This is a genomic window from Mycobacterium sp. NGS57, assembly GCF_059812405.1.
In genome coordinates this window covers 486,740-504,908 of sequence record NZ_JCALCP010000003.1, presented here as the reverse complement: position 1 = coordinate 504,908, position 18,169 = coordinate 486,740, and the positions used below count along the sequence as shown (strand labels likewise).

The following is an 18,169-nucleotide window of genomic DNA, read 5'->3' as shown; positions in this document are numbered from 1 at the left end:
ACCCTGCCGACGCCAAAATCGCTCGCCGTCGGCCGCGCGACGTGCCCAGCCGCGGGTCGCGGTAGGGTCGAGGGGATGTGTGGAGTCACCGGTGAGGTTCGACTCGACGACCGGGTTCCCGACGTAGCGGCCGTATCTTCGATGGCCGCGGTGATGGCACCCAGGGGGCCGGACGCGGCGGGTGCCTGGTCACAGGGCCGCGTCGCGCTCGGTCATCGTCGCCTCAGAATCATCGACCTGACCGAGGCCGGCGCGCAGCCGATGGTCGACGCCGAACTGGGCCTGACGATCGCCTGGAACGGCTGCATCTACAACTATCAGGAGCTGCGCCGCGAGCTGACCGGGCACGGCTACCGGTTCTTCTCGCACAGCGACACCGAGGTGCTGCTGAAGGCCTACCACCGCTGGGGCGACGACTTCGTCAGCCACCTGCAGGGGATGTTCGCGTTCGCCATCGCCGAACGCGACAGCGGCCGCGTGCTGCTGGGCCGCGACCGGCTCGGCATCAAGCCGATGTACGTCACCGAGAACGCCCACCGGATCCGGTTCGCGTCGAGCCTGCCGGCGCTGCTGGCCGGCGGCGGGGTGGACACCCGCATCGACCCGGTCGCGCTGCACCACTACATGACGTTTCACTCCGTGGTGCCGGCGCCGCTGACCATCCTGCGCGGCGTGCGCAAGATCCCGCCCGGGTCGCTGGTCGCGCTCGAACCCGACGGCCGCCGCGTCGACACCACCTACTGGGAGCCCGACTTCACCCGGCGCGGCGAGCGCTCCGACTGGTCCGAGCGCGACTGGGAGGACGCGGTGCTGGCCGCGCTGCGGATCGCCGTCGAGCGCCGCCTCGTCGCCGACGTGCCCGTCGGCTGCCTGCTGTCCGGCGGCGTCGACTCCAGCCTGATCGTCGGGCTCCTCGCCGAGGCCGGCCAGCACGGGCTGTCGACGTTCTCCATCGGCTTCGAGTCGGCCGGCGGCGTGGCCGGCGACGAGTTCCGCTGGTCGGACATCATCGCCGAGCGCTTCGGCACCGACCACCACCAGATCCGCATCGGCACCGAACGGATGCTGCCCGCGCTGGACGGGGCGATCGGCGCGATGAGCGAGCCGATGGTCAGCCACGACTGCGTGGCCTTCTACCTGCTCAGCCAGGAAGTGTCGCGCCACGTGAAGGTCGTGCAGTCGGGGCAGGGGGCCGACGAGGTGTTCGCCGGCTATCACTGGTACCCGCCGATGGGCGCGCCGGCCGCGGCGACGCTGGACGGCGCCGTCGCCCAGTACCGCGGCGCGTTCTTCGACCGCGACGCAGCCGGCGTCCGGGCGATCGTGGGGCCGGGCTACCTGCCGCAGGGCGATCCCGCCGAACGCTTCGTCAGCGAGCACTTCGCGCGCGCCGGCGCCGAGACCGGCGTCGACCGCGCGCTGCGGCTCGACACGACGGTGATGTTGGTCGACGACCCGGTGAAGCGGGTAGACAACATGACTATGGCCTGGGGACTGGAGGGGCGGGTGCCGTTCCTCGACCACGAGCTGGTCGAGCTGGCGGCCACCTGCCCGCCGGGGCTGAAGACCGCGCATGACGGCAAGGGCGTGCTCAAACAGGCTGCGCGACGGGTGATTCCGTCGGAGGTCATCGATCGGCCCAAGGGTTATTTCCCGGTTCCCGCACTGACCCACCTGGAGGGGCCCTACCTGGATATGGTTCGCGACGCGCTCTACGCGCCGGTGGCCAAGGAGCGCGGGCTGTTCAACTCCGACGCCGTCGACGCCCTGCTGGCCGATCCCAATGGCCGGCTGACCCCGCTGCGCGGCAACGAACTCTGGCAGATCGCGCTGCTGGAGTTGTGGCTGCAGCGCCACGGTGTCACCGGGCAGGCCGCATGACCGTCATGGACCACTCTTCGGAGGACCATACCGAGGCCATCACGCTGGGTCTGCATGACGCCTCGCCGCCGGAGCTGGTCGAGGCGATGTCCAAGGACGTCGAACTCGAATTGGGTTGGGGCCGACTGATTTTCGGCCAGACCTTCGCCGACGCCCACGAGCTCGTCGAGGCGCTGCGCCGGGAGGGGCCGGGGCGTCGCGACATCTGCATCTATGCGCGCGAATCCCACGTCGTGGTCGCCGAGGCGCCGACCGAGCTGTTCATCGATCCCAGCCACACCTACCGGCTGCGCTTCGCCGATTCGCTGAAGCCCGAAGACCTTTCGCCGGCGCCGCTGGGCGTGACCGTGCGCCCGCCCAACGAACCGGTCGACGCCGACGCGATGAACCGCGTCTACGTGCGCTGCGGCATGGTCCCCGCCGGCGTCGACGTGATCTGGCACAACCAGCTCAACGTGCCGGCGGTCACCTACCTGCTGGCGGTGCGCGACGCGGACGGCGCCGTGGTGGGCACCGTGACCGGTGTCGACCACGAGCTGCTGTTCTCCGACCCCGAAGAGGGGTCGAGCCTGTGGACTCTGGCCGTCGACCCGGCCGCCGGGCTGCCCGGCATCGGCGCCGCCCTGACCCGGGCTTTGGCCGAGCATTTCCGCAACGCCGGGCGCGCCTACATGGACCTGTCCGTCGCGCACGACAACGCCGCCGCCATCGGGCTCTACGAGAAGCTGGGCTTCCGCCGCGTGCCCGTGCTGGCGATCAAGCGCAAGAACGCGATCAACGAGCCGCTGTTCAGCCCGCCGCCGGAGACCGTCGACGACCTCAACCCCTACGCGCGGATCATCGCCGACGAGGCGCTGCGCCGCGGGATTTGGGTCGAGGTCCTCGACGCCGAGACCGGGGAAATGCGCCTGACCCACGGCGGACGCAGCGTCATCACCCGCGAGTCGCTGTCCGAATACACCTCGGCGGTCGCGATGTGCCGCTGCGACGACAAGCGCCTGACGCGGCGCCTGGTCTCCGAGGCCGGCATCACCGTGCCCCGCGCCCGGCTGGCCACCTTCGATGACGGCGACTGCAACTTTTTGGCCGAGGTCGGCGAGGTCGTCGTCAAACCCACCCGCGGCGAACAGGGCAAGGGCATCACGGTGGGCGTCACCGCGGACAACGGACCCGACGACCTGAGCGCCGCGCTGGCGCGGGCACGCAAGCAGTACCCCGACGTGCTGATCGAGCAGCGGGTGGCCGGCGACGACCTGCGCCTGGTGGTGATCGACGGCCGCGTCGTCGCCGCCGCGCTGCGGATGCCGCCGGAGATCATCGGCACCGGGGAGCACACCGTGCGCGATTTGATCGCGGCGGAAAGCCGGCGGCGCTCCGCGGCCACCGGCGGCGAGTCCAAGATCCCGATCGACGACCTCACCGAGTCGACCGTCGCCGAGGCCGGCTGGACGCTGGACGACGTGCTGCCCCAGGGCTCCCGGCTGCGCGTGCGCCGCACCGCCAACCTGCATCAGGGAGGCACCATCCACGACGTCACCGCCATCGTGAACCAGGAACTGTGCCGGGTCGCGGTGACCGCCGCCGAGGCGATCGGCATCCCCGTCACCGGCATCGACCTGCTGGTGCCCGACGTCACCGGCGCCGAGTACGCTTTCATCGAGGCCAACGAACGACCCGGGCTGGCCAACCACGAACCACAGCCCACCGCAGCGGCTTTCATCGACTACCTGTTCCCCGGCCACCCCGGCCAGCCACCGGCCTGGACCCCCGAGGAGTCACGCTAGGTGAGCGAGGGCGTGCAAACCGGAACCATCACCACCCAGGTGCCGGCGCGCCTGGACCGATTGCCGTGGTCGAAGTTCCATTGGCGGGTCGTCATCGGTCTGGGCGGCGTCTGGATCCTCGACGGGCTCGAGGTCACCATGGTCGGCAACGTGTCGTCGCGCCTCACCGAGAAAGGCAGCGGCATCGCGCTGGACGCCGCCCAGATCGGGACGGCCGCGGCGTTCTACATCGCGGGCGCCTGCCTGGGCGCGCTGTTCTTCGGCCACCTGACCGACCGGTTCGGGCGGCGCAACCTGTTCATCCTCACCCTCGCGGTGTACCTGATCGCCACCGTGGCAACGGCATTCGCCTTCGCACCCTGGTACTTCTTCATCGCGCGGTTCCTGACCGGCGCCGGGATCGGCGGCGAATACGCGGCGATCAATTCCGCGATCGACGAGCTGATCCCCGCGCGGGTGCGCGGCCGCGTGGACCTGGTGATCAACGGGACCTATTGGCTGGGTTCGGCCGCCGGCGCGGCCGGGGCGCTGCTGCTGTTGGACACGTCGAATTTCCCGGCGAACATCGGCTGGCGCCTGGCCTTCGGCATCGGCGCGATCTTCGGCATCTTCGTCCTGCTGGTCCGGCGCAACGTTCCGGAGAGCCCCCGCTGGCTGTTCATTCACGGGCGCGCGCAGGAGGCCGAGCGGATCGTCGGCGACATCGAAGACGAGGTGCAGCACGCCACCGGCGAAGCGCTGCCCGAGCCCGAGGGCCGCCCCCTCAAAGTCCGCCAGCGCGAGACCATTTCGTTCCGCGAGATCGCCAGGGTGGCCTTCACCCTGTACCCGCGGCGCGCGGTCCTGGGCCTTTCGCTGTTCATCGGGCAGGCGTTCCTCTACAACGGCGTCACCTTCAATCTGGGGACGCTGCTCAGCGGCTTCTACGGCGTCCCGTCGGCCAAGGTGCCGCTGTTCTTCATCCTGTGGGCGCTGAGCAACTTCGTCGGCCCCCTGGCGCTGGGGCACCTGTTCGACAGCGTCGGCCGCAAACCGATGATCACCGCGACCTATCTCGGTTCGGCCGTCGTGGCCGTCGGCCTCGCGGTGGTGTTCGTGACCGGAACGGGCGGCGCGTGGGCGTTCATCGCCGTGCTGGCGGCGGCCTTCTTCCTGGCGTCGGCGGGTGCCAGCGCGGCGTATCTGACGGTCAGCGAGATCTTCCCGATGGAGACGCGGGCGCTGGCCATCGCGTTCTTCTACGCGGTGGGCACCGCGATCGGCGGCATCAGTGGCCCGGTGCTGTTCGGGCAGTTGATCAATTCCGGCGACCGCGGCCAGGTGGTGTGGTCGTTCCTGATCGGGGCCGCGGTTATGGCCGCCGCGGGGCTGGTCGAATTGTGGCTCGGCGTCGCGGCCGAGCGCCGCCCGCTGGAGGAGCTGGCGCTGCCGTTGACGGTGGCCGACGCCGAGCGCGAGGACGAATCGCAGTAGATAATCGAAGCCATGACGCTGAGCATCCCTGCGGTTAGACCACCGAGCCTGCGCTGAGAGCGTCGAAAACGCGAAAGTCGCGCCCTGGTTGCAGTCTCGGCGACATCAGTCGCCCACATCGGGCCCCGGACTCACTGCGCGCCAAGCACGCAACACGTCCTCGACGAGTTCGTGCACCCGATCGCGTGCGGCTGCGCGGTCGGCGCCTGCCATCAGCAGCTGGTCGTAGTTCGTGTCGACGTGCCGGACGGATGCCTTAACCGCGAGGTGGATAGCGTCGGGGTCAAGCGCCCGCGCTGCGGCGGTTCGCCCAATCCGGCCACTGCCGCGCGTTGCCGCATGCCCCGCTATCTCGTTGGCCCTGGCAGGCGGACAACCGGGGAACAGGTCACGGATCGCGGCGGCGAACTCGTCCTGAAGGCGCACGTCCTCGGCCGCGCGCCGCGCCTCGTCCCGATCTCGGCGGCGCGAGCGTGCCTCGGCATCGGATAGGCACTCGGCTTCGGCTCGCTCGAGGGCGTCCGCCTCCACCAGAATCCCTTGGCGCTCATAGCGATTGCGGGCACGGCTCCAACGCACAACCACCGCCGAGAGCCCGCTGGCTTTCTTGGCCCGCCTGGTCAGCGCCGCGTCGCCGGCCGGCAGGAAGATGAGGTGACCGAGGTCGGCGCAATCAAGGCAGAGCGGGCCGCGATCTTCCATCCTCAAGAAGCCCTCGCCGTCGCCGCAGGCCGCGCACGACCACTTTTTCACGGGTGCGACCACAACCAGATCCGGTGAACGGGGCTTGGCCATAGGTTTGCACGATAGCGCTCGATGGCGACGCCGAGCCTGCGCTGAGAGCGTCGAAAACGCGAAAATCACGCTCTGGTTGCAGTTTCGGCGCGCAATTACCCGATCAGCTTGGTCAGCCAGGTCGGGTCCTGATAGTTCACCGACGTGGCGCCGTCCCACACGAACGGCGTGCCGTTGGCGTTGAACCCGGCCAGCGTCGCGTCGCCGGCGGCGGCCTTGGCCTTGGCGGGGCTGACGTCGTCGCCGGTCTTGATGCAGTCGATCACGCTCGGGGCGACGCCCACGGTCTTGGCCAGCTGCGCCAGTTCGCCGTCGGTGCGGTCCTCGGGGGCGTTTTCCGCCGGCTGGAAGTTGCTCGCGAACAGTCCCGAGTAGAAGCTCAGGTAGAGCTTCGGGTTGTTCTGCGCCGCAACGCAATACGTGGCCGCCACCGCCCGGGTGGAATAGGTTTTGCTGCGCGACTGGTCGTCGAGGAAGTTGAGCAGGTGGTAGCGCACCGCCAGCTTCTTGTTGTTGACCGCGCTGTCGATGTCGGCTGCGTTCGAGCGGATGAAGCTGCCGCACGGCGGGCAGATCGGCTCGTTGAAGATGTCGATCGTCACCGGCGCCACCGAGCTGCCCACGGACACACCGTCGTCGAGCACGCGCAGCTCGACCGCGTCCGGCGCGGGCGGCGCCGACGTCGGCGCGGAGCCCGGGGAGGCCGGGGACGACGACTTCCACGGTTGGGCGGCCACCACCGCGATCCCGCCCACGACGGCCACCACGACGGCCGCGGCCGCGCCCGCCCACAGCCACGGCTTGCGGCTGGGCCGCGGCGGCGGCCCCCAACCGCCCATGCTGCCCATATCGCCGGTGCCCCAGCCGGGTGTGCCGGGCCATCCCGTCGGCTGCGGGGTCCAGCCCGGCGCCTGGTTCGCCATGAGCGGCGCCGGCGCATACCCGCTCGGCGCGTGCCCGGCGAACGCGGCCGGCAGCCTGGCCACCTGGCTGCGCTCCAGGATGTCGGTGGCGCGGTCCTGGTCGGTCGTGCCCAGCGCCGCGTAGGCCGCCGCGGACAAGTCGCCGCAGGTGGCGTAGCGGGCCGCGGGATCCTTGGCCATGCCGCGGGCGATCACCCCGTCGAAGGCCGCCGGGATGCCCGGGCGCGCGGCGCTCGGGCGCGGGATCGCCTGGTTGAGGTGGGCGCCCATCACGCCGACGGTGTCGCCGGTGTAGGGCGGGGACCCGGTCAGGCACTCGTACAGCACGCAGGCCAGGGCGTAGATGTCGGCCCGGTGGGTCACCTCGGATTCGCTGAACCGTTCCGGGGCCATGTATTTGACGGTGCCCACGGTGGTGCCGAACTGCGTCAGCTTCTCGTCCGACGTCGCGCTGGCGATCCCGAAGTCGACGAGGTAGGCGAAATCGTCGGCGCTGACCAGGATGTTTTCCGGTTTGACGTCGCGATGCATGACGCCGGCGGCGTGCGCGGCGTCGAGCGCCGAGCCGATCTGGCGCACGATCGCCACCGCACGCGGCGGGGACAGCGGCCCGAACCGGCTCAGGGTGGTCGCCAGGTTGGTGCCGTCGATCAGGCGCATGTCGACGTAGAGCTGCCCGTCGATCTCGCCGAAGTCGTGGATCGGCACCACGTGCGGTTCCTGCAGCCGCCCCGCGGTGCGGGCCTCGCGCTGCATGCGGGAGCGAAAGACGGGATCGGCCGACAGCGCCTGCGACATCAGCTTGAGCGCCACGATCCGCTCGCGCACCGTGTCCTCGGCCTCGTAGACGTCGCCCATGCCGCCGCGGCCCACCAGCCGCCGTAGCCGATACGGCCCGAACTGTGAACCCTCCCGCGAATCCGCGGTCGTGTCACCCATCGCCGACTCCTCATCCGCCGCGCACCGCAAACCGGTGCCGCGCCAGGCCTAAGGCTAATGGCTTGAGCAACCGCGCGGCACGCTGAATTGCCAGAAAGCCGCCTAATTCGCGTCCGGCTGGCTACCGTCCGATTCGCGTTCGCTGAGCCCCTCGCGCGACAGCGCCCGGAAGAAGCCGTACGCCTGCATCCCCGCCGGGCCGGGATTGTTGACGATCCAGTCGTTGATCTTTTCCAGCGCCCCGGCCAGGTCGTCGCGCCGGACCCGGATCAGGTACGTCTTGCGGTCGTCGCCCGGATCGTCGATGGACTCTGCGACGGCGATGGGGTTGCGGAAGGCGTAGGCGATCCCGTGCACGGCGTCGTGGTTCAGCACCCAATGCAGTTCGCCGGGTCGCAGCCGGTCGACGGCCAGATTGCGGTACGGGTCCGCGCCGTTGGAATCGCTCACGGGGCCGCTGGTCCTCCTTCCGGTGCTCGCGAGAGGACGGACGGGCCGAAGGTTGTGTCGCGCAGGCAATTCGAGGAGATCGTACTCAAGCCTTCATCATAGGAACCGCCTCGACGCGCCGCATGCCGAATGGCCGACTGAACCGTCCCCGGTGCGACGTAACGTAGCGGCCATGACCGAACGCATCGAGACCCGCCGCACGATCAACGCCCCGGCCGTCGACGTCTTCGCGGTGCTCTGCGACCCGCAGGGCCACGTCGCGATCGACTCCTCGGGCATGCTGCAGGACGCCGACGGCGACCCGGTGGCGGCCGCCGGGGACAGCTTCGTGGTGCACATGGACCGCGAAGCGCTCAACGACTTCCCGGATTTCGGCAAATACGACGTCACCGTCAGCATCCAGGACTTCCAGCGGGATCGACTGATCTCCTGGACGGTTCTGGGCAAGATCCGCCCGCAGATCGGACACGTCTACGGCTATCGGCTCGAGCCTGCCGACGACGGCGCCGCGACCGAGGTCACCTCGTTCTACGACTGGTCGGGCATCGACCCGAAGTGGCGGGAGGCGGGGATCTTCCCGGTGCTGTCCGAGGGCGCGCTGCGGGCCACGCTGGGCATCCTCGACCGCACGGTCCGCCGGGGGTACCCGCGGGCCTGAGCTCAGCGGCGGTACCTCAGGAAGAGGTAGTCGCCGTGCGTCAGCGCGTGCTCGAGCCGCAGCGCCGTCGGCACGGCCAGCCGTGACGTCCGCCGCGCGCCGACCGGCTGGCTGCCGGCGAGTCTGGGCGCCAGCGTCACGCAGATCTCATCGAGCGCGTCGGCGTCGACCAACTCGTCCAGCAGCGTCGGGCCGCCCTCGCACAGGATGCGGTGCATGCCCTGCGCGCGCAGCAGCGCGACGGCGCGGGCCACGTCGACGGAGTCCGCGCCCGCCACCACGGTCCGCATGTGCGGGTGCCGGGCGGCGGACCCCGCGCAGGTCACCAGGATCGGCGGCTGGTCGGGGTCGCTGAACAACCGCTCCGGCAGGGCGCCGGTGCGGCTGACCACCGCGATCGGGGGCGGCGCGGTCCGGCCGTCGGCTTGCGCGTCGGTGAGCCGCACCGGGCCGTAGTTCTCGGCGCGCGCGGTGCCGGCGCCGACGAGGACGACGTCGGCGAAGCCCCGCAGGATTCGCAGCAGTTGTTGATCGGTGGGGCACGACAGCGGCCCGGCGCGGCCCGCGAAGGCGGCGGCGCCGTCGGCGCTGAAGATCATGTTGGCGCGCACCCCGTCCGGCGGGTCGGCGTAGAACGACGCCAGTTCGGTGACGTCGCCGACGGCGCCGACCCGTACCGACGGCACGGGTCAGGCCTCGTGGCCGGGTTGCAGGTCGCGGACGTCTCCGAAGGAGACCCACTGCTCGAGTTCCCGAGGCGGACGGCCGTCGACCGGTTCCAGCAGGTGCCCGACGTGGTCGCCGAGGGCGAAACGGTCGAGGATCTTGCCGGCGAACCAGGCGGCCGCGTCGTCGAGGATGGGTAGCTGCGCGGGGCCGGGATGCCAGGAGCAGCGGTCGAACTTGTCGACGCTGTCGCCGGTCTGGGTGCCGAACAGCTCCGCGACCTCGAGGTGCTCGCGGTCGAACACGTGCACGGCCAGATGGCTGGCCGACGAGGCCACCCGGAAGGTGTGGTTCTTGGTGGACAAACCGACCAGGAACCGCGGCGGATGAATGCTGGTCTGGGTGGCGAACCCGACCAGGCAGCCGGCCGCGACGCCACCGGCCCGGGTGGTGACGACGTACATCGGATAGTTCAGCAGCGCGACGAGCTTTTCGAACGCTTCCGTTCCGGACTCGGCCATCCGCTCAGTCTTCCCGATCGGCCCGCGTGGGAATCGCGCGCCGGATCACATAGGCGGCGATGCCGATGCCCAGCACCGCCGCGCCGGACAGCACCGACGTCAGCGGCAGCGCGAACGCCAGCACCACGCACCCGGCCAATCCGATCACCGGGATCGCGCGAAGCGGCCGCCCCTCGTCGGGCCGCAGGGTGAACGCGGACGCGTTGGCCACGGCGTAGTAGATCAGCACGGCGAACGACGAAAAGCCAATGGCGCCGCGGAGATCGGCGACGGCGGCCAATATTGCCACGACGACACCGATCGCCAACTCGGCGCGGTGGGGCACCCGGAACCTCGGGTGCACGGCGGCCAGGGCGTGGGGGAGGTGGCGGTCGCGCGCCATGGCCAGCGTGGTGCGCGAGACCCCGAGGATCAGCGCCAGCAGCGAGCCCAGCGCCGCCACCGTCGCGCCGACCCGCACGACGGGCCCGAGCCAGCCGATGCCCGCCACCGCCTCGGACAGCGGCGCCGCGGCCTCGGCGAGGCGCCGCGGCCCCAGCGCGGCGAGCGCGGCGACGGCCACCAGCGCGTACACGGCCAGGGCGATGCCCAGTGCCAGCGGGATGGCCCGCGGGATGGTGCGGGCGGGGTCACGCACCTCCTCGCCCAGGGTGGCGATGCGCGCATAGCCGGCGAAGGCGAAGAACAGCAACCCCGCGGCCTGGAACACGCCGCCGGCGGTGACGCCGCTCAGGCTCAGGTGATCGGCGCCGGCGTCGCGCGAGGTGAACGCGGCGACGACGACCGCGGCCAGCACCGCGAGCACCAGCGCCACGACGACGCGGGTCAGCCACGCCGACTTCCGCACGCCGGCGTAGTTCACCGCGGTCAGCGCGACCACCGCGGCGACCGCGACCGCGTGCGCCTGCGACGGCCAGGCATACGCGCCGACGGTCAGCGCCATCGCCGCGCACGACGCGCTTTTGCCGACCACGAAGCCCCAGCCCGCCAGGTATCCCCAGAAGTCCCCGAGCCGCTCGCGGCCGTACACGTAGGTGCCGCCGGAGGCCGGATAGCGGGCGGCCAGGCGCGCCGACGATGTGGCGTTGCAGTAGGCCACCACCGCCGCCAGCGCCAGGCCCGGCAGCAGCCCGGCGCCGGCGGCCCGCGCGGCGGGCCCGAGCGCGGCGAAGATCCCCGCCCCGATCATGGAGCCCAGCCCGATCACCACCGCGTCGAACAGGCCCAGGCTCCGGTGCAGCTCGTCACCGGTCGCGGGGCGGGACACCGGCTCTCCTTCTTGCTCGAACAGTCTTCTTGCCGAACAGTCGACGCAACGGCTAGCGGAATGGCTGGTTCGCGCGCACCCCGCGATACATGCCCCATCGCACGACCCACGGCATCACCACGCGTTCGACCGACCAGGGCGGGAAGCGGAACGCGTGGCCGGTGGGCAGGAACACCTCGAGCCCGTCGGGCTGGATGCCCAGCAGCGAGCCCCATCGCCGGGCCGGCGTCCGCAGGGTGCGCAGCTGCCGGCCCGCGATCTCGGCGCGAATGTTGTTGGCCACCAACGCGTCCCCGCGATTGCGCGCGGAGCTGCGCAGCGGGTCGGTGGCCGCGACGTCCCCGACCGCGAAGACGCCCCGGTGACCGGGCACCCGCAGCTCCGGTGTCACGCGCACGAATCCGCGCTCGTCGAGCAGTTCCGGCGGCAGCCACCCGGTGTTGGGCCGCACCCGGCCGATCGCCCACAGCACGGCGTCGGCGGAGCTCGGGGGTTGTCCGGTGCTCCAGTCCACCGGTTCGGCGGTGATCTCGTCGCCAGGGAAGCCGTCGGGGACCGTGGCGCGGTGCCCGGGGTGCAGGCCCACGCCAAGGCCGATCAACCGGCCGCGGATGCGGTTCCAGATCGCCGGGTGGTACTCGCCCAGGGCGCGCTCTCCGGGGAAGTACAGGTCGATCCGCTTGGCCGGCCAGGTGGTGGCCAGGTTGGCGGCGCTGGTGATCGCGGCCGCACCACCGCCGATGACTATCACGGAGGTCGCGGCGGCCACCCGGTCGTGGGCGGCGCGCAGGTCGGCGCCGATTTCGGCCGGCGACTGCAGCGTCGGGCGCCGCCAGAATCCGTTGCTGACACCAGTCGAGATGACCAGCGCGTCGTATTGTTCGACGACCGTCGTGCCGTCGTCGCGCCGGCCCACGACGGTGCGGGCCGCCAAGTCCAGCTCGACAAGGGCGGCCTGCACCGTGCGCACCCCGTCGAGGCGGCGGAACTTGTCGAACGGGATCCAGTAGTCGCGGGCCCAGTCGGCCGGACGGGCCAGGCGCACGCCGAGTTCCTGGCCGCTCACCAGCGCGGGTTTGGCCGAGATTCCGACGACGTCGGCGTGCCGCGCGAGGCGGATCGCGGTGAGCACACCGACGTCGCCCAACCCGGCGATCACGACGCGCTTGCGGCTCATGTGGTGATCACGCTCGGGTGTCGAACTCAGTTGGCTTCTGCGGCTGCCCTTTTCGGCCACCGGAGGCCTCCTTCTCGGGTGATGCCCAGTTGCCTGCGGACCCGGCGGCGCGGTGGGCAAACTGTAGCACCGCGCCCGCACCGATGACCGCCCGCGCGGCGAACCGGCCAATCGGAGGAACATCTCGTTGCTGATACCACGACAAAATCGGCCCGCGGTGCGATGATGGGCGTCACCATTGATCGCTGGAGACCATGACGACACCCATCCCGCCGGGCTGGTACGACGACCCCGAGGACCCGAACGCGCAGCGCTATTGGGACGGGCAAAGTTGGGCGCCGCACCGCCGGCAAAAGCCGGTCCCGCCGCCCCAGGCCGCGTATCCGCCCCCGTACGCCCCGCCGCTGCCGCCGGGTCAGCAATCACCGTGGCTCCCGGCACAGCGACGATCCCGAACTCCGCTCATCATCGCGGGCGTCGTCGCCGCGGTCCTATTCCTTGTCGTCGCAGGCGTGTTGGCGTTTGTGTTCGTCTTCGGCAACAAGACGATCGAGCCAAGTTCGGCCGCGAAAGCCATCGCCGACGCGGTGACGCAGCACACGGGCTTCACCCCGACCGATGTCAAGTGCCCCTCCGGCGTCGAGGCCAAGGTCGGCGGGACATTCCACTGCCACTTCACCGGTCCCGACGGCCCCTACACGGCGTACATGAAGATCACCAAGGTGGACGGCGATCGTGCCGAATTCGACATCAAGACCCAGCTCAGCGAGGACCCGCCACCGAGCTGAATGCTATGTCGCACAGCGGATTTCAGCAATGCTGCGGTCAGCACGGGGAATGGGATGCTTTGGCCGCCGCCATCCGCCGCACCGAGGTCTCGATGTCGCGCATGTTCAGCTCGCCGGCGGCCAGCGCCGACTGCAGCCGGTCGAGCACGGCCGGCACCGCGGTGGTGCTGACCCACAGCGCCCTGTCGTTTCCGGCCCGCAGGGCCTTGAGCACCGCCTCGGAGATTCCGTAGCGGTCGGTGATCGCCCGCATACTCGACAGGTCGTCGGTGAACACCGGGCCGTCGAATCGCGGCCCACCGTAGCCGGTTCCGTTGCGCAACAACGCGACCGCCGCCGCGCTCAGGCTCGCGGGGTCGTCACCGGTCAGCCCGGGAACCTGCATGTGGCCGGTCATCACCCCCACGGGTGCCTGCGACACCAGCGTCCGGTAGGGAACCAGATCGGCGCCCTGCAGCCGGTCGAGCGGCGGGGTGACCACGCCGGCGGCATGCGAGTCACCGGACGCGTGGCCGTGGCCGGGAAAGTGCTTGAGCACCGGCAGGATCCCGGCGTCGCGCAGGCCGCGCGCGTAGGCGCCGGCGTACTGCGTGACCACCGCGGGGTTGTCGCTGAACGAGCGGTCACCGATCACCGTGAGGTCGGGCGCGTCGGTGACGTCGACGACGGGCGCAAAGTCGATGGTGATCCCGAGGCGGCGCATCTGGCGTCCGCGATCCAGCGCCAGCCGGTAGACCTGGTCGGGCGTCTGGTTTCGCGCCAGGGAGCGGGCCGACGGCGCCGTCCCGAGCAGCGCCGGCGAGGACAACCGCCCGACCCGGCCGCCCTCCTCGTCGACGCTGACGGCCAGGCGCAACGGCCCCGCCGCACCGGCGATCTCGGCGAGCGACCCGTCGGTCAGCATCGACAGGTTGGTCCAGCTGGCGACGAAGATGCCCCCGACGTGCTGGTTGGCGACGACCGCGCGGGCGTCGGCCGCGTCGGTCACGCCGACCATCAGCAGCTGGGCGAGTTTGTCGCGGGGCGACATCGACGCGAGCAGCGGCGAGATGTCGCAACCGGGGGAGGCCGGGGCGGCGCCGGGCGCCGGCGTCGGCGAGGGCGCTGTGTGGGGGGCGCGGTCGAGCCGCAGCCCCACCAACAGGGCGACGGTCACGACGACAGCGGCGACGCCGGCGACGATCGCGGCCCGTGACCGCCGGCTGCCCTGCGGGGGGCTAGCCGGGGTGGAATCGGTTGCCGCGGAGATTGATTCGTCGTCGTCGCGATCGCCCATCGAGATCCCATCCGTCAGTTGGACTGGGCTAAAGCCTGCCACATCCCCTGCACGGCGGCGTCGCTGATGGTGGACGCGCGCGCTATTCTCGCTTTCACGGGTGCAGTTCAGTCAACCGAGAGGTTCTGCCCATGGCGACGCCCAACGAGCCCGGCTGGTACGACGACCCACAGGACTCGAACGCCCAGCGGTACTGGGACGGCCGGCATTGGACGTCGCACCATCAGCGAAGGCCGAGCGCGCCGGCCCCGCGACCACCCGTCATGCCTCCGCGGCAGCAGCAGCCACCCGCACCGCCGCCGTCCGCGGCGCCGACGCAGGCCGTGCCCCTGTCGCAACCCCCGCCTCAGCCGCCGCGCGCGGCCGCGCCGACGCAGCCCGTGCAGCCGCCGATGCCGCCGCCGATGCCGCCGCCCCCACCGCCCAATCGGCCGCCGCCGCCGGTCCATTCCGCCCCCGGTGCGCCGCCGCCGGGCCCGCCCGGTCAACCCCAGCCGCGGCCCCGGCAATGGTCCTCGCCGGATCCCCAACCTCCGAGCTCCGGCGCGGCGCCGGCGTCCGACGGCCTCGCGACGGTCAGGGGTGCCGCCGCAAAGGTGTCGGTCACGGCGTGGATTGTGCTCGGGGGACTCGTCGCCACCGTCATCTCGATCTTCCTGCCGTTTGCGACGGTCAGCATCAAGCTGTTCGGGCACACCCTGGACTCGCGTGAGGTCTCCGCCACCGGGGAGGCGAAGTTCGTCGTCGTCGTGCTGGCGGCGATCGCCGTGGGGTTGGCGCTTCCCGCCCTGACAGGATCCTCGATGCCGGTCGCGCGCCTGATCGGGCTCAGCGCCGTGGTCGGCCTGCTCGGTGCGCTGACGTTCGTGTGGTTCTACACCGTTTCGAAAGAAAACCGGAAGGGTGAGGGCTTCGCCAACGTCACGCCCTCATACGGGTTGATGGTCTACGCGGTGGCGGTCATCGTCACCGCCGTGGGCGTCGTGCGACTCTGGCTCGAATACTCCAAGGCGCGCAAGCAGACTCAATAACAACGCGGCCGCGATGTCCCAACCAGCGGTCCTCGCCGCACAATCGCCCCGCCCGAGTTGTTAACCTGGCGAAATGGACGAGCCCAGCGACAAGTCGGTGAAGTCGGCGCTCGCCGCCACCAGCCGGGCGCTGCTGTGCATGATGTCCTACGAGGAGGAGATCTCCGGCTATGACCTCAAGAAGTGGATCGACTGGAGCGTCGACCTCTACTACTGGAGCCCCTCCTACAGCCAGATCTATACCGAGCTGAAGAAGCTCGAGGGCCTCGGCCTGGTCACCTCGCGCGTCGAGCGCGACGAGGGCACCCGCAGCCGCCGGCTCTACAAGATCACCGAGGCCGGCATGGCCGCCGCGATCGAGTGGGTCAACGACGCGCCGGTGGACCCGCCGGTCCTCAAACACAGCGTGTTGTTGCGCGTGACGTTCGGTCACCTCACCAACCCGGCCCGGCTCAAGGAATTACTGCAGGAGTACGTCGGATACGCGGAGGCGCGTCATCGCAAGGCCGTCGAAGACGCCGACGGCGCCGAGATCGAACCCGCGTGGGCGTATTCGGTGATCGCGCTGCGCTGGGCGGCGAAGTACTACGCGGCCGAGCGCGAGTTCGCCCTGGAACTCATGAAGGAACTCGACGAGGCGGACGCCGTCCTGAAGAAGGCCGCGAAGGGCGGCTTCGGGAAACCGCGCCCCACACCGGGTTACTGGCGCGAGATCGAAAAGCAGGTCCAGGCCAAGCGCGACGCCGACTAAATGCTTGCCGCGTCCAGCGCGGCGATGTAGCCGTACACCAGGCCCTGCGCGATCGTCGCGCCCGCCCCCGGATACGTTGTGCCGAACGCGTTCGCGGCGGTATTGCCGATCGCGTACAACCCAGCGATCGCACCGCCGTCCTCGCGCAGCACCCGCGCCCGCGCGTCGGTCTCGAGCCCGCCGCACGTACCCAGATCGCTGAGCACCATCCGCACGCCGTAGAACGGCCCCCTGACCAACGGGCGCAGGTTGGGATTCGGCTTGACCGTCGGGTCGCCGTAGTAGCGGTCGTAGGCGCTGCGGCCCCGACCGAAGTCGGGATCCACACCGGCGGAGGCGTTTTCGTTGAAGCGGGTCATCGTCGCGAAGAACTCCGGCACCGGCACCCCCATCCGCGCACCCAACTCCGACAGGCTATCGGACCGCACCGCGATGCCGGCGTCGTACCATGCCTGCGGAATGCGCATCCGCGGAAACAGTTCGGCGCCAAAGACGTAACTGTTGCGGTACTGCTGATCGAAGACGATCCACATCGACTCCACCGGGCTGCCGGAGCGTTCCAGCTCGAGCAGCCGCTGGCCGAACGACATGTAGTCCGAGGACTCGTTGGCGAACCGGCGCCCGTGTTGGTCCACGATCAGGGAGCCCGGCAGCGACCGTTCGGCCAGCATCACCGCGGGCGCCTTGCCGGGCAGGGGTGAGATGGCGGGGAACCACCATGCCTGATCCATCAGCGCGATGCCGGCGCCGAGTTCCTGCCCCGCGCGGATCCCGTCGCCGGTGTTGGACTCGGCGCCCAGGCTGACGTTGGCGCCCAGCGATTCCGACTGGAACTTCCACCGCATGTCCATGCTGTGGTCGAAACCACCGGTGGCCAGCACCACCCCGCGCCGCGCGGTGATCGTCACCTCGCGCCCGCCGTGATCCACGACCGCGCCGGTCACACGTTCGCCGTTCACCAGGCGCAGCAGCGTGGTGTCGGTCCACACCGGGATGCCCGCGCGCAGCACGCCCGCGAACAACCCGGCCATCAGACCTTGGCCGCCTGCGGCGTAGCGGCGGCCCACCAGCCGGCCGCCCACGCCCTGCGCCACCCGCTTGGCGAACGTCGGAATCCCCTTGCGCGGCACCCGCGCCACCAGATTCATCCACCGGTAGTCCGCACCCGTCGTGGGTATCGAGACGCCGGCCTCCAGCACGCCGGGGCGCAGCCGGGTGCGGTACTCGCCGAGCACCGACGTGTCCAGCGGGTGACACTCGCAGGTGCGCCCCGCCGCGCTGCCGCCCGGTTCCTCGGGGTGGTAGTCGGAGTAGTCGCGGGCCCAAAAAAGCCGCAGCGGGGTGGTGCGGCCCAGCATGTCGACCGTCGCCGACACGTAGTCGAGGAACCCCGCCGATCGCGGCGCGGGCGCCGACCCGGCGACCACCGAGTCCAGGTAGGTGGCGGCGCGCTGCACGGTGTCGCCGGACGCGCGCAGCACGGGGGAGGCGGGCAGCCACAGCGCGCCGCCGGAGCGGGCGGTCGAGCCGCCGACGTAGGACGACTTCTCGACGATCAGCACCGACAGCCCGCGCTCATGGGCGGCCAGTGCCGCGGCCATGCCGGTGCCCGACCCGATTACCAACAGATCCACGGTTGTGTCGGCGACCGGAAGTCCGGAGGGGATCGTCCTGCTGTGCGGGGCCACGTCGGAAACCGTAGGCCGGTGCGGCGAGGAAAATGAAGTGTCGTCCTGATCAGTGGAACGCCTCACCCCGCCAGCGCGGCGGCGGGAGTTGAATCGTCGTC

General features: G+C 70.7%; 15 protein-coding genes and 1 pseudogene. 7 read left to right on the top strand and 9 right to left on the bottom strand.

Annotated features, from left to right (window positions below):
• The first annotated feature begins 75 nt into the window (after positions 1-75).
• From AC5Y43_RS08785 to AC5Y43_RS08775, 3 genes are read left to right on the top strand one after another with little or no spacing between them, the layout of a single operon-like run.
• On the top strand, positions 76-1,881 hold the full coding sequence (locus AC5Y43_RS08785; protein ID WP_499971487.1) for an N-acetylglutaminylglutamine amidotransferase: 1,806 nt from the start codon (positions 76-78) through the stop codon (positions 1,879-1,881).
• Positions 1,878-3,665: an N-acetylglutaminylglutamine synthetase gene (gene ngg / locus AC5Y43_RS08780; RefSeq protein WP_499971485.1), complete on the top strand. Its 1,788-nt coding sequence runs from the start codon at positions 1,878-1,880 to the stop codon at positions 3,663-3,665. Before AC5Y43_RS08785 ends, ngg begins: the two co-directional genes overlap by 4 nt.
• On the top strand, positions 3,666-5,138 hold the full coding sequence (locus AC5Y43_RS08775) for an MFS transporter (RefSeq protein ID WP_499971483.1): 1,473 nt from the start codon (positions 3,666-3,668) through the stop codon (positions 5,136-5,138).
• Positions 5,139-5,243: 105 nt separating this feature from the next.
• Here the strand turns inward: AC5Y43_RS08775 and AC5Y43_RS08770 are convergent.
• The 3 genes and pseudogenes from AC5Y43_RS08770 to AC5Y43_RS08760 form a co-directional block, all read right to left on the bottom strand.
• Positions 5,244-5,921: pseudogene (locus AC5Y43_RS08770) on the bottom strand (DUF2293 domain-containing protein); the annotation flags it as partial.
• 107 nt (positions 5,922-6,028) lie between these two features.
• Positions 6,029-7,795: a serine/threonine protein kinase PknE gene (locus AC5Y43_RS08765; RefSeq protein ID WP_499971481.1), complete on the bottom strand. Its 1,767-nt coding sequence runs from the start codon at positions 7,793-7,795 to the stop codon at positions 6,029-6,031.
• A 102-nt stretch (positions 7,796-7,897) separates the two neighbouring features.
• Positions 7,898-8,245: a hypothetical protein gene (locus AC5Y43_RS08760; protein WP_499971479.1), complete on the bottom strand. Its 348-nt coding sequence runs from the start codon at positions 8,243-8,245 to the stop codon at positions 7,898-7,900.
• A gap of 172 nt (positions 8,246-8,417) precedes the next feature.
• Between AC5Y43_RS08760 and AC5Y43_RS08755 the strand changes: the two genes are divergently transcribed.
• Positions 8,418-8,903, top strand: coding sequence for an SRPBCC family protein (locus tag AC5Y43_RS08755; protein ID WP_499971477.1), 486 nt, complete (start codon positions 8,418-8,420; stop codon positions 8,901-8,903).
• 2 nt (positions 8,904-8,905) lie between these two features.
• Here AC5Y43_RS08755 and AC5Y43_RS08750 read toward each other — a convergent pair whose 3' ends face one another.
• Genes AC5Y43_RS08750 through AC5Y43_RS08735 form a run of 4 tightly spaced genes read right to left on the bottom strand, consistent with a single transcriptional unit; the run spans position 8,906 to position 12,534 of the window.
• Positions 8,906-9,589, bottom strand: coding sequence for a pyrimidine reductase family protein (locus AC5Y43_RS08750; RefSeq protein WP_499971475.1), 684 nt, complete (start codon positions 9,587-9,589; stop codon positions 8,906-8,908).
• 3 nt (positions 9,590-9,592) lie between these two features.
• The gene (locus tag AC5Y43_RS08745) at positions 9,593-10,090 is read right to left on the bottom strand and encodes a flavin reductase family protein (protein WP_499971472.1); all 498 of its coding nucleotides are present in this window, start codon (positions 10,088-10,090) and stop codon (positions 9,593-9,595) included.
• A gap of 4 nt (positions 10,091-10,094) precedes the next feature.
• Positions 10,095-11,357 carry an APC family permease gene (locus tag AC5Y43_RS08740; protein ID WP_499971470.1) on the bottom strand — a complete coding sequence of 421 codons (1,263 nt, stop codon included), beginning with the start codon at positions 11,355-11,357 and terminating at the stop codon, positions 10,095-10,097.
• Positions 11,358-11,409: 52 nt separating this feature from the next.
• Entirely contained in the window at positions 11,410-12,534 is a 1,125-nt protein-coding gene (locus AC5Y43_RS08735) for an FAD-dependent oxidoreductase (RefSeq protein ID WP_499971468.1), read from the bottom strand.
• Positions 12,535-12,788: 254 nt separating this feature from the next.
• On the opposite strand from AC5Y43_RS08735, the gene AC5Y43_RS08730 reads away from it, so the two are divergent.
• Positions 12,789-13,322 carry a DUF4333 domain-containing protein gene (locus tag AC5Y43_RS08730; RefSeq protein WP_499971466.1) on the top strand — a complete coding sequence of 178 codons (534 nt, stop codon included), beginning with the start codon at positions 12,789-12,791 and terminating at the stop codon, positions 13,320-13,322.
• 37 nt (positions 13,323-13,359) lie between these two features.
• Here AC5Y43_RS08730 and AC5Y43_RS08725 read toward each other — a convergent pair whose 3' ends face one another.
• Positions 13,360-14,598 (bottom strand): glycoside hydrolase family 3 N-terminal domain-containing protein, encoded by a 1,239-nt coding sequence (locus tag AC5Y43_RS08725; protein ID WP_499971464.1) that lies wholly within the window; start codon positions 14,596-14,598, stop codon positions 13,360-13,362.
• Positions 14,599-14,729: 131 nt separating this feature from the next.
• On the opposite strand from AC5Y43_RS08725, the gene AC5Y43_RS08720 reads away from it, so the two are divergent.
• Both AC5Y43_RS08720 and AC5Y43_RS08715 read left to right on the top strand, forming a co-directional pair.
• The gene (locus tag AC5Y43_RS08720; RefSeq protein WP_499971462.1) at positions 14,730-15,629 is read left to right on the top strand and encodes a DUF2510 domain-containing protein; all 900 of its coding nucleotides are present in this window, start codon (positions 14,730-14,732) and stop codon (positions 15,627-15,629) included.
• A gap of 73 nt (positions 15,630-15,702) precedes the next feature.
• Positions 15,703-16,380, top strand: a complete 678-nt coding sequence (locus AC5Y43_RS08715; RefSeq protein WP_499971460.1) for a PadR family transcriptional regulator — start codon at positions 15,703-15,705, stop codon at positions 16,378-16,380.
• Here AC5Y43_RS08715 and AC5Y43_RS08710 read toward each other — a convergent pair.
• Positions 16,377-18,068: a 3-ketosteroid-delta-1-dehydrogenase gene (locus AC5Y43_RS08710; protein WP_499971458.1), complete on the bottom strand. Its 1,692-nt coding sequence runs from the start codon at positions 18,066-18,068 to the stop codon at positions 16,377-16,379. The two genes, AC5Y43_RS08715 and AC5Y43_RS08710, sit on opposite strands and share 4 nt — an antisense overlap.
• Positions 18,069-18,169 lie beyond the last annotated feature (101 nt).

Bases quoted from the DNA above. Each gene is read 5' to 3' on its own strand.
- AC5Y43_RS08755 (WP_499971477.1), top strand. From the start codon at position 8,418: ATGACCGAACGCATCGAGACCCGCCGCACGATCAACGCCCCGGCCGTC.
- AC5Y43_RS08720 (WP_499971462.1), top strand. From the start codon at position 14,730: ATGGCGACGCCCAACGAGCCCGGCTGGTACGACGACCCACAGGACTCG.
- AC5Y43_RS08725 (WP_499971464.1), bottom strand. From the start codon at position 14,598: ATGGGCGATCGCGACGACGACGAATCAATCTCCGCGGCAACCGATTCC.
- AC5Y43_RS08715 (WP_499971460.1), top strand. From the start codon at position 15,703: ATGGACGAGCCCAGCGACAAGTCGGTGAAGTCGGCGCTCGCCGCCACC.
- AC5Y43_RS08735 (WP_499971468.1), bottom strand. From the start codon at position 12,534: ATGAGCCGCAAGCGCGTCGTGATCGCCGGGTTGGGCGACGTCGGTGTG.
- AC5Y43_RS08785 (WP_499971487.1), top strand. From the start codon at position 76: ATGTGTGGAGTCACCGGTGAGGTTCGACTCGACGACCGGGTTCCCGAC.
- AC5Y43_RS08745 (WP_499971472.1), bottom strand. From the start codon at position 10,090: ATGGCCGAGTCCGGAACGGAAGCGTTCGAAAAGCTCGTCGCGCTGCTG.
- AC5Y43_RS08765 (WP_499971481.1), bottom strand. From the start codon at position 7,795: ATGGGTGACACGACCGCGGATTCGCGGGAGGGTTCACAGTTCGGGCCG.
- ngg (WP_499971485.1), top strand. From the start codon at position 1,878: ATGACCGTCATGGACCACTCTTCGGAGGACCATACCGAGGCCATCACG.
- AC5Y43_RS08730 (WP_499971466.1), top strand. From the start codon at position 12,789: ATGACGACACCCATCCCGCCGGGCTGGTACGACGACCCCGAGGACCCG.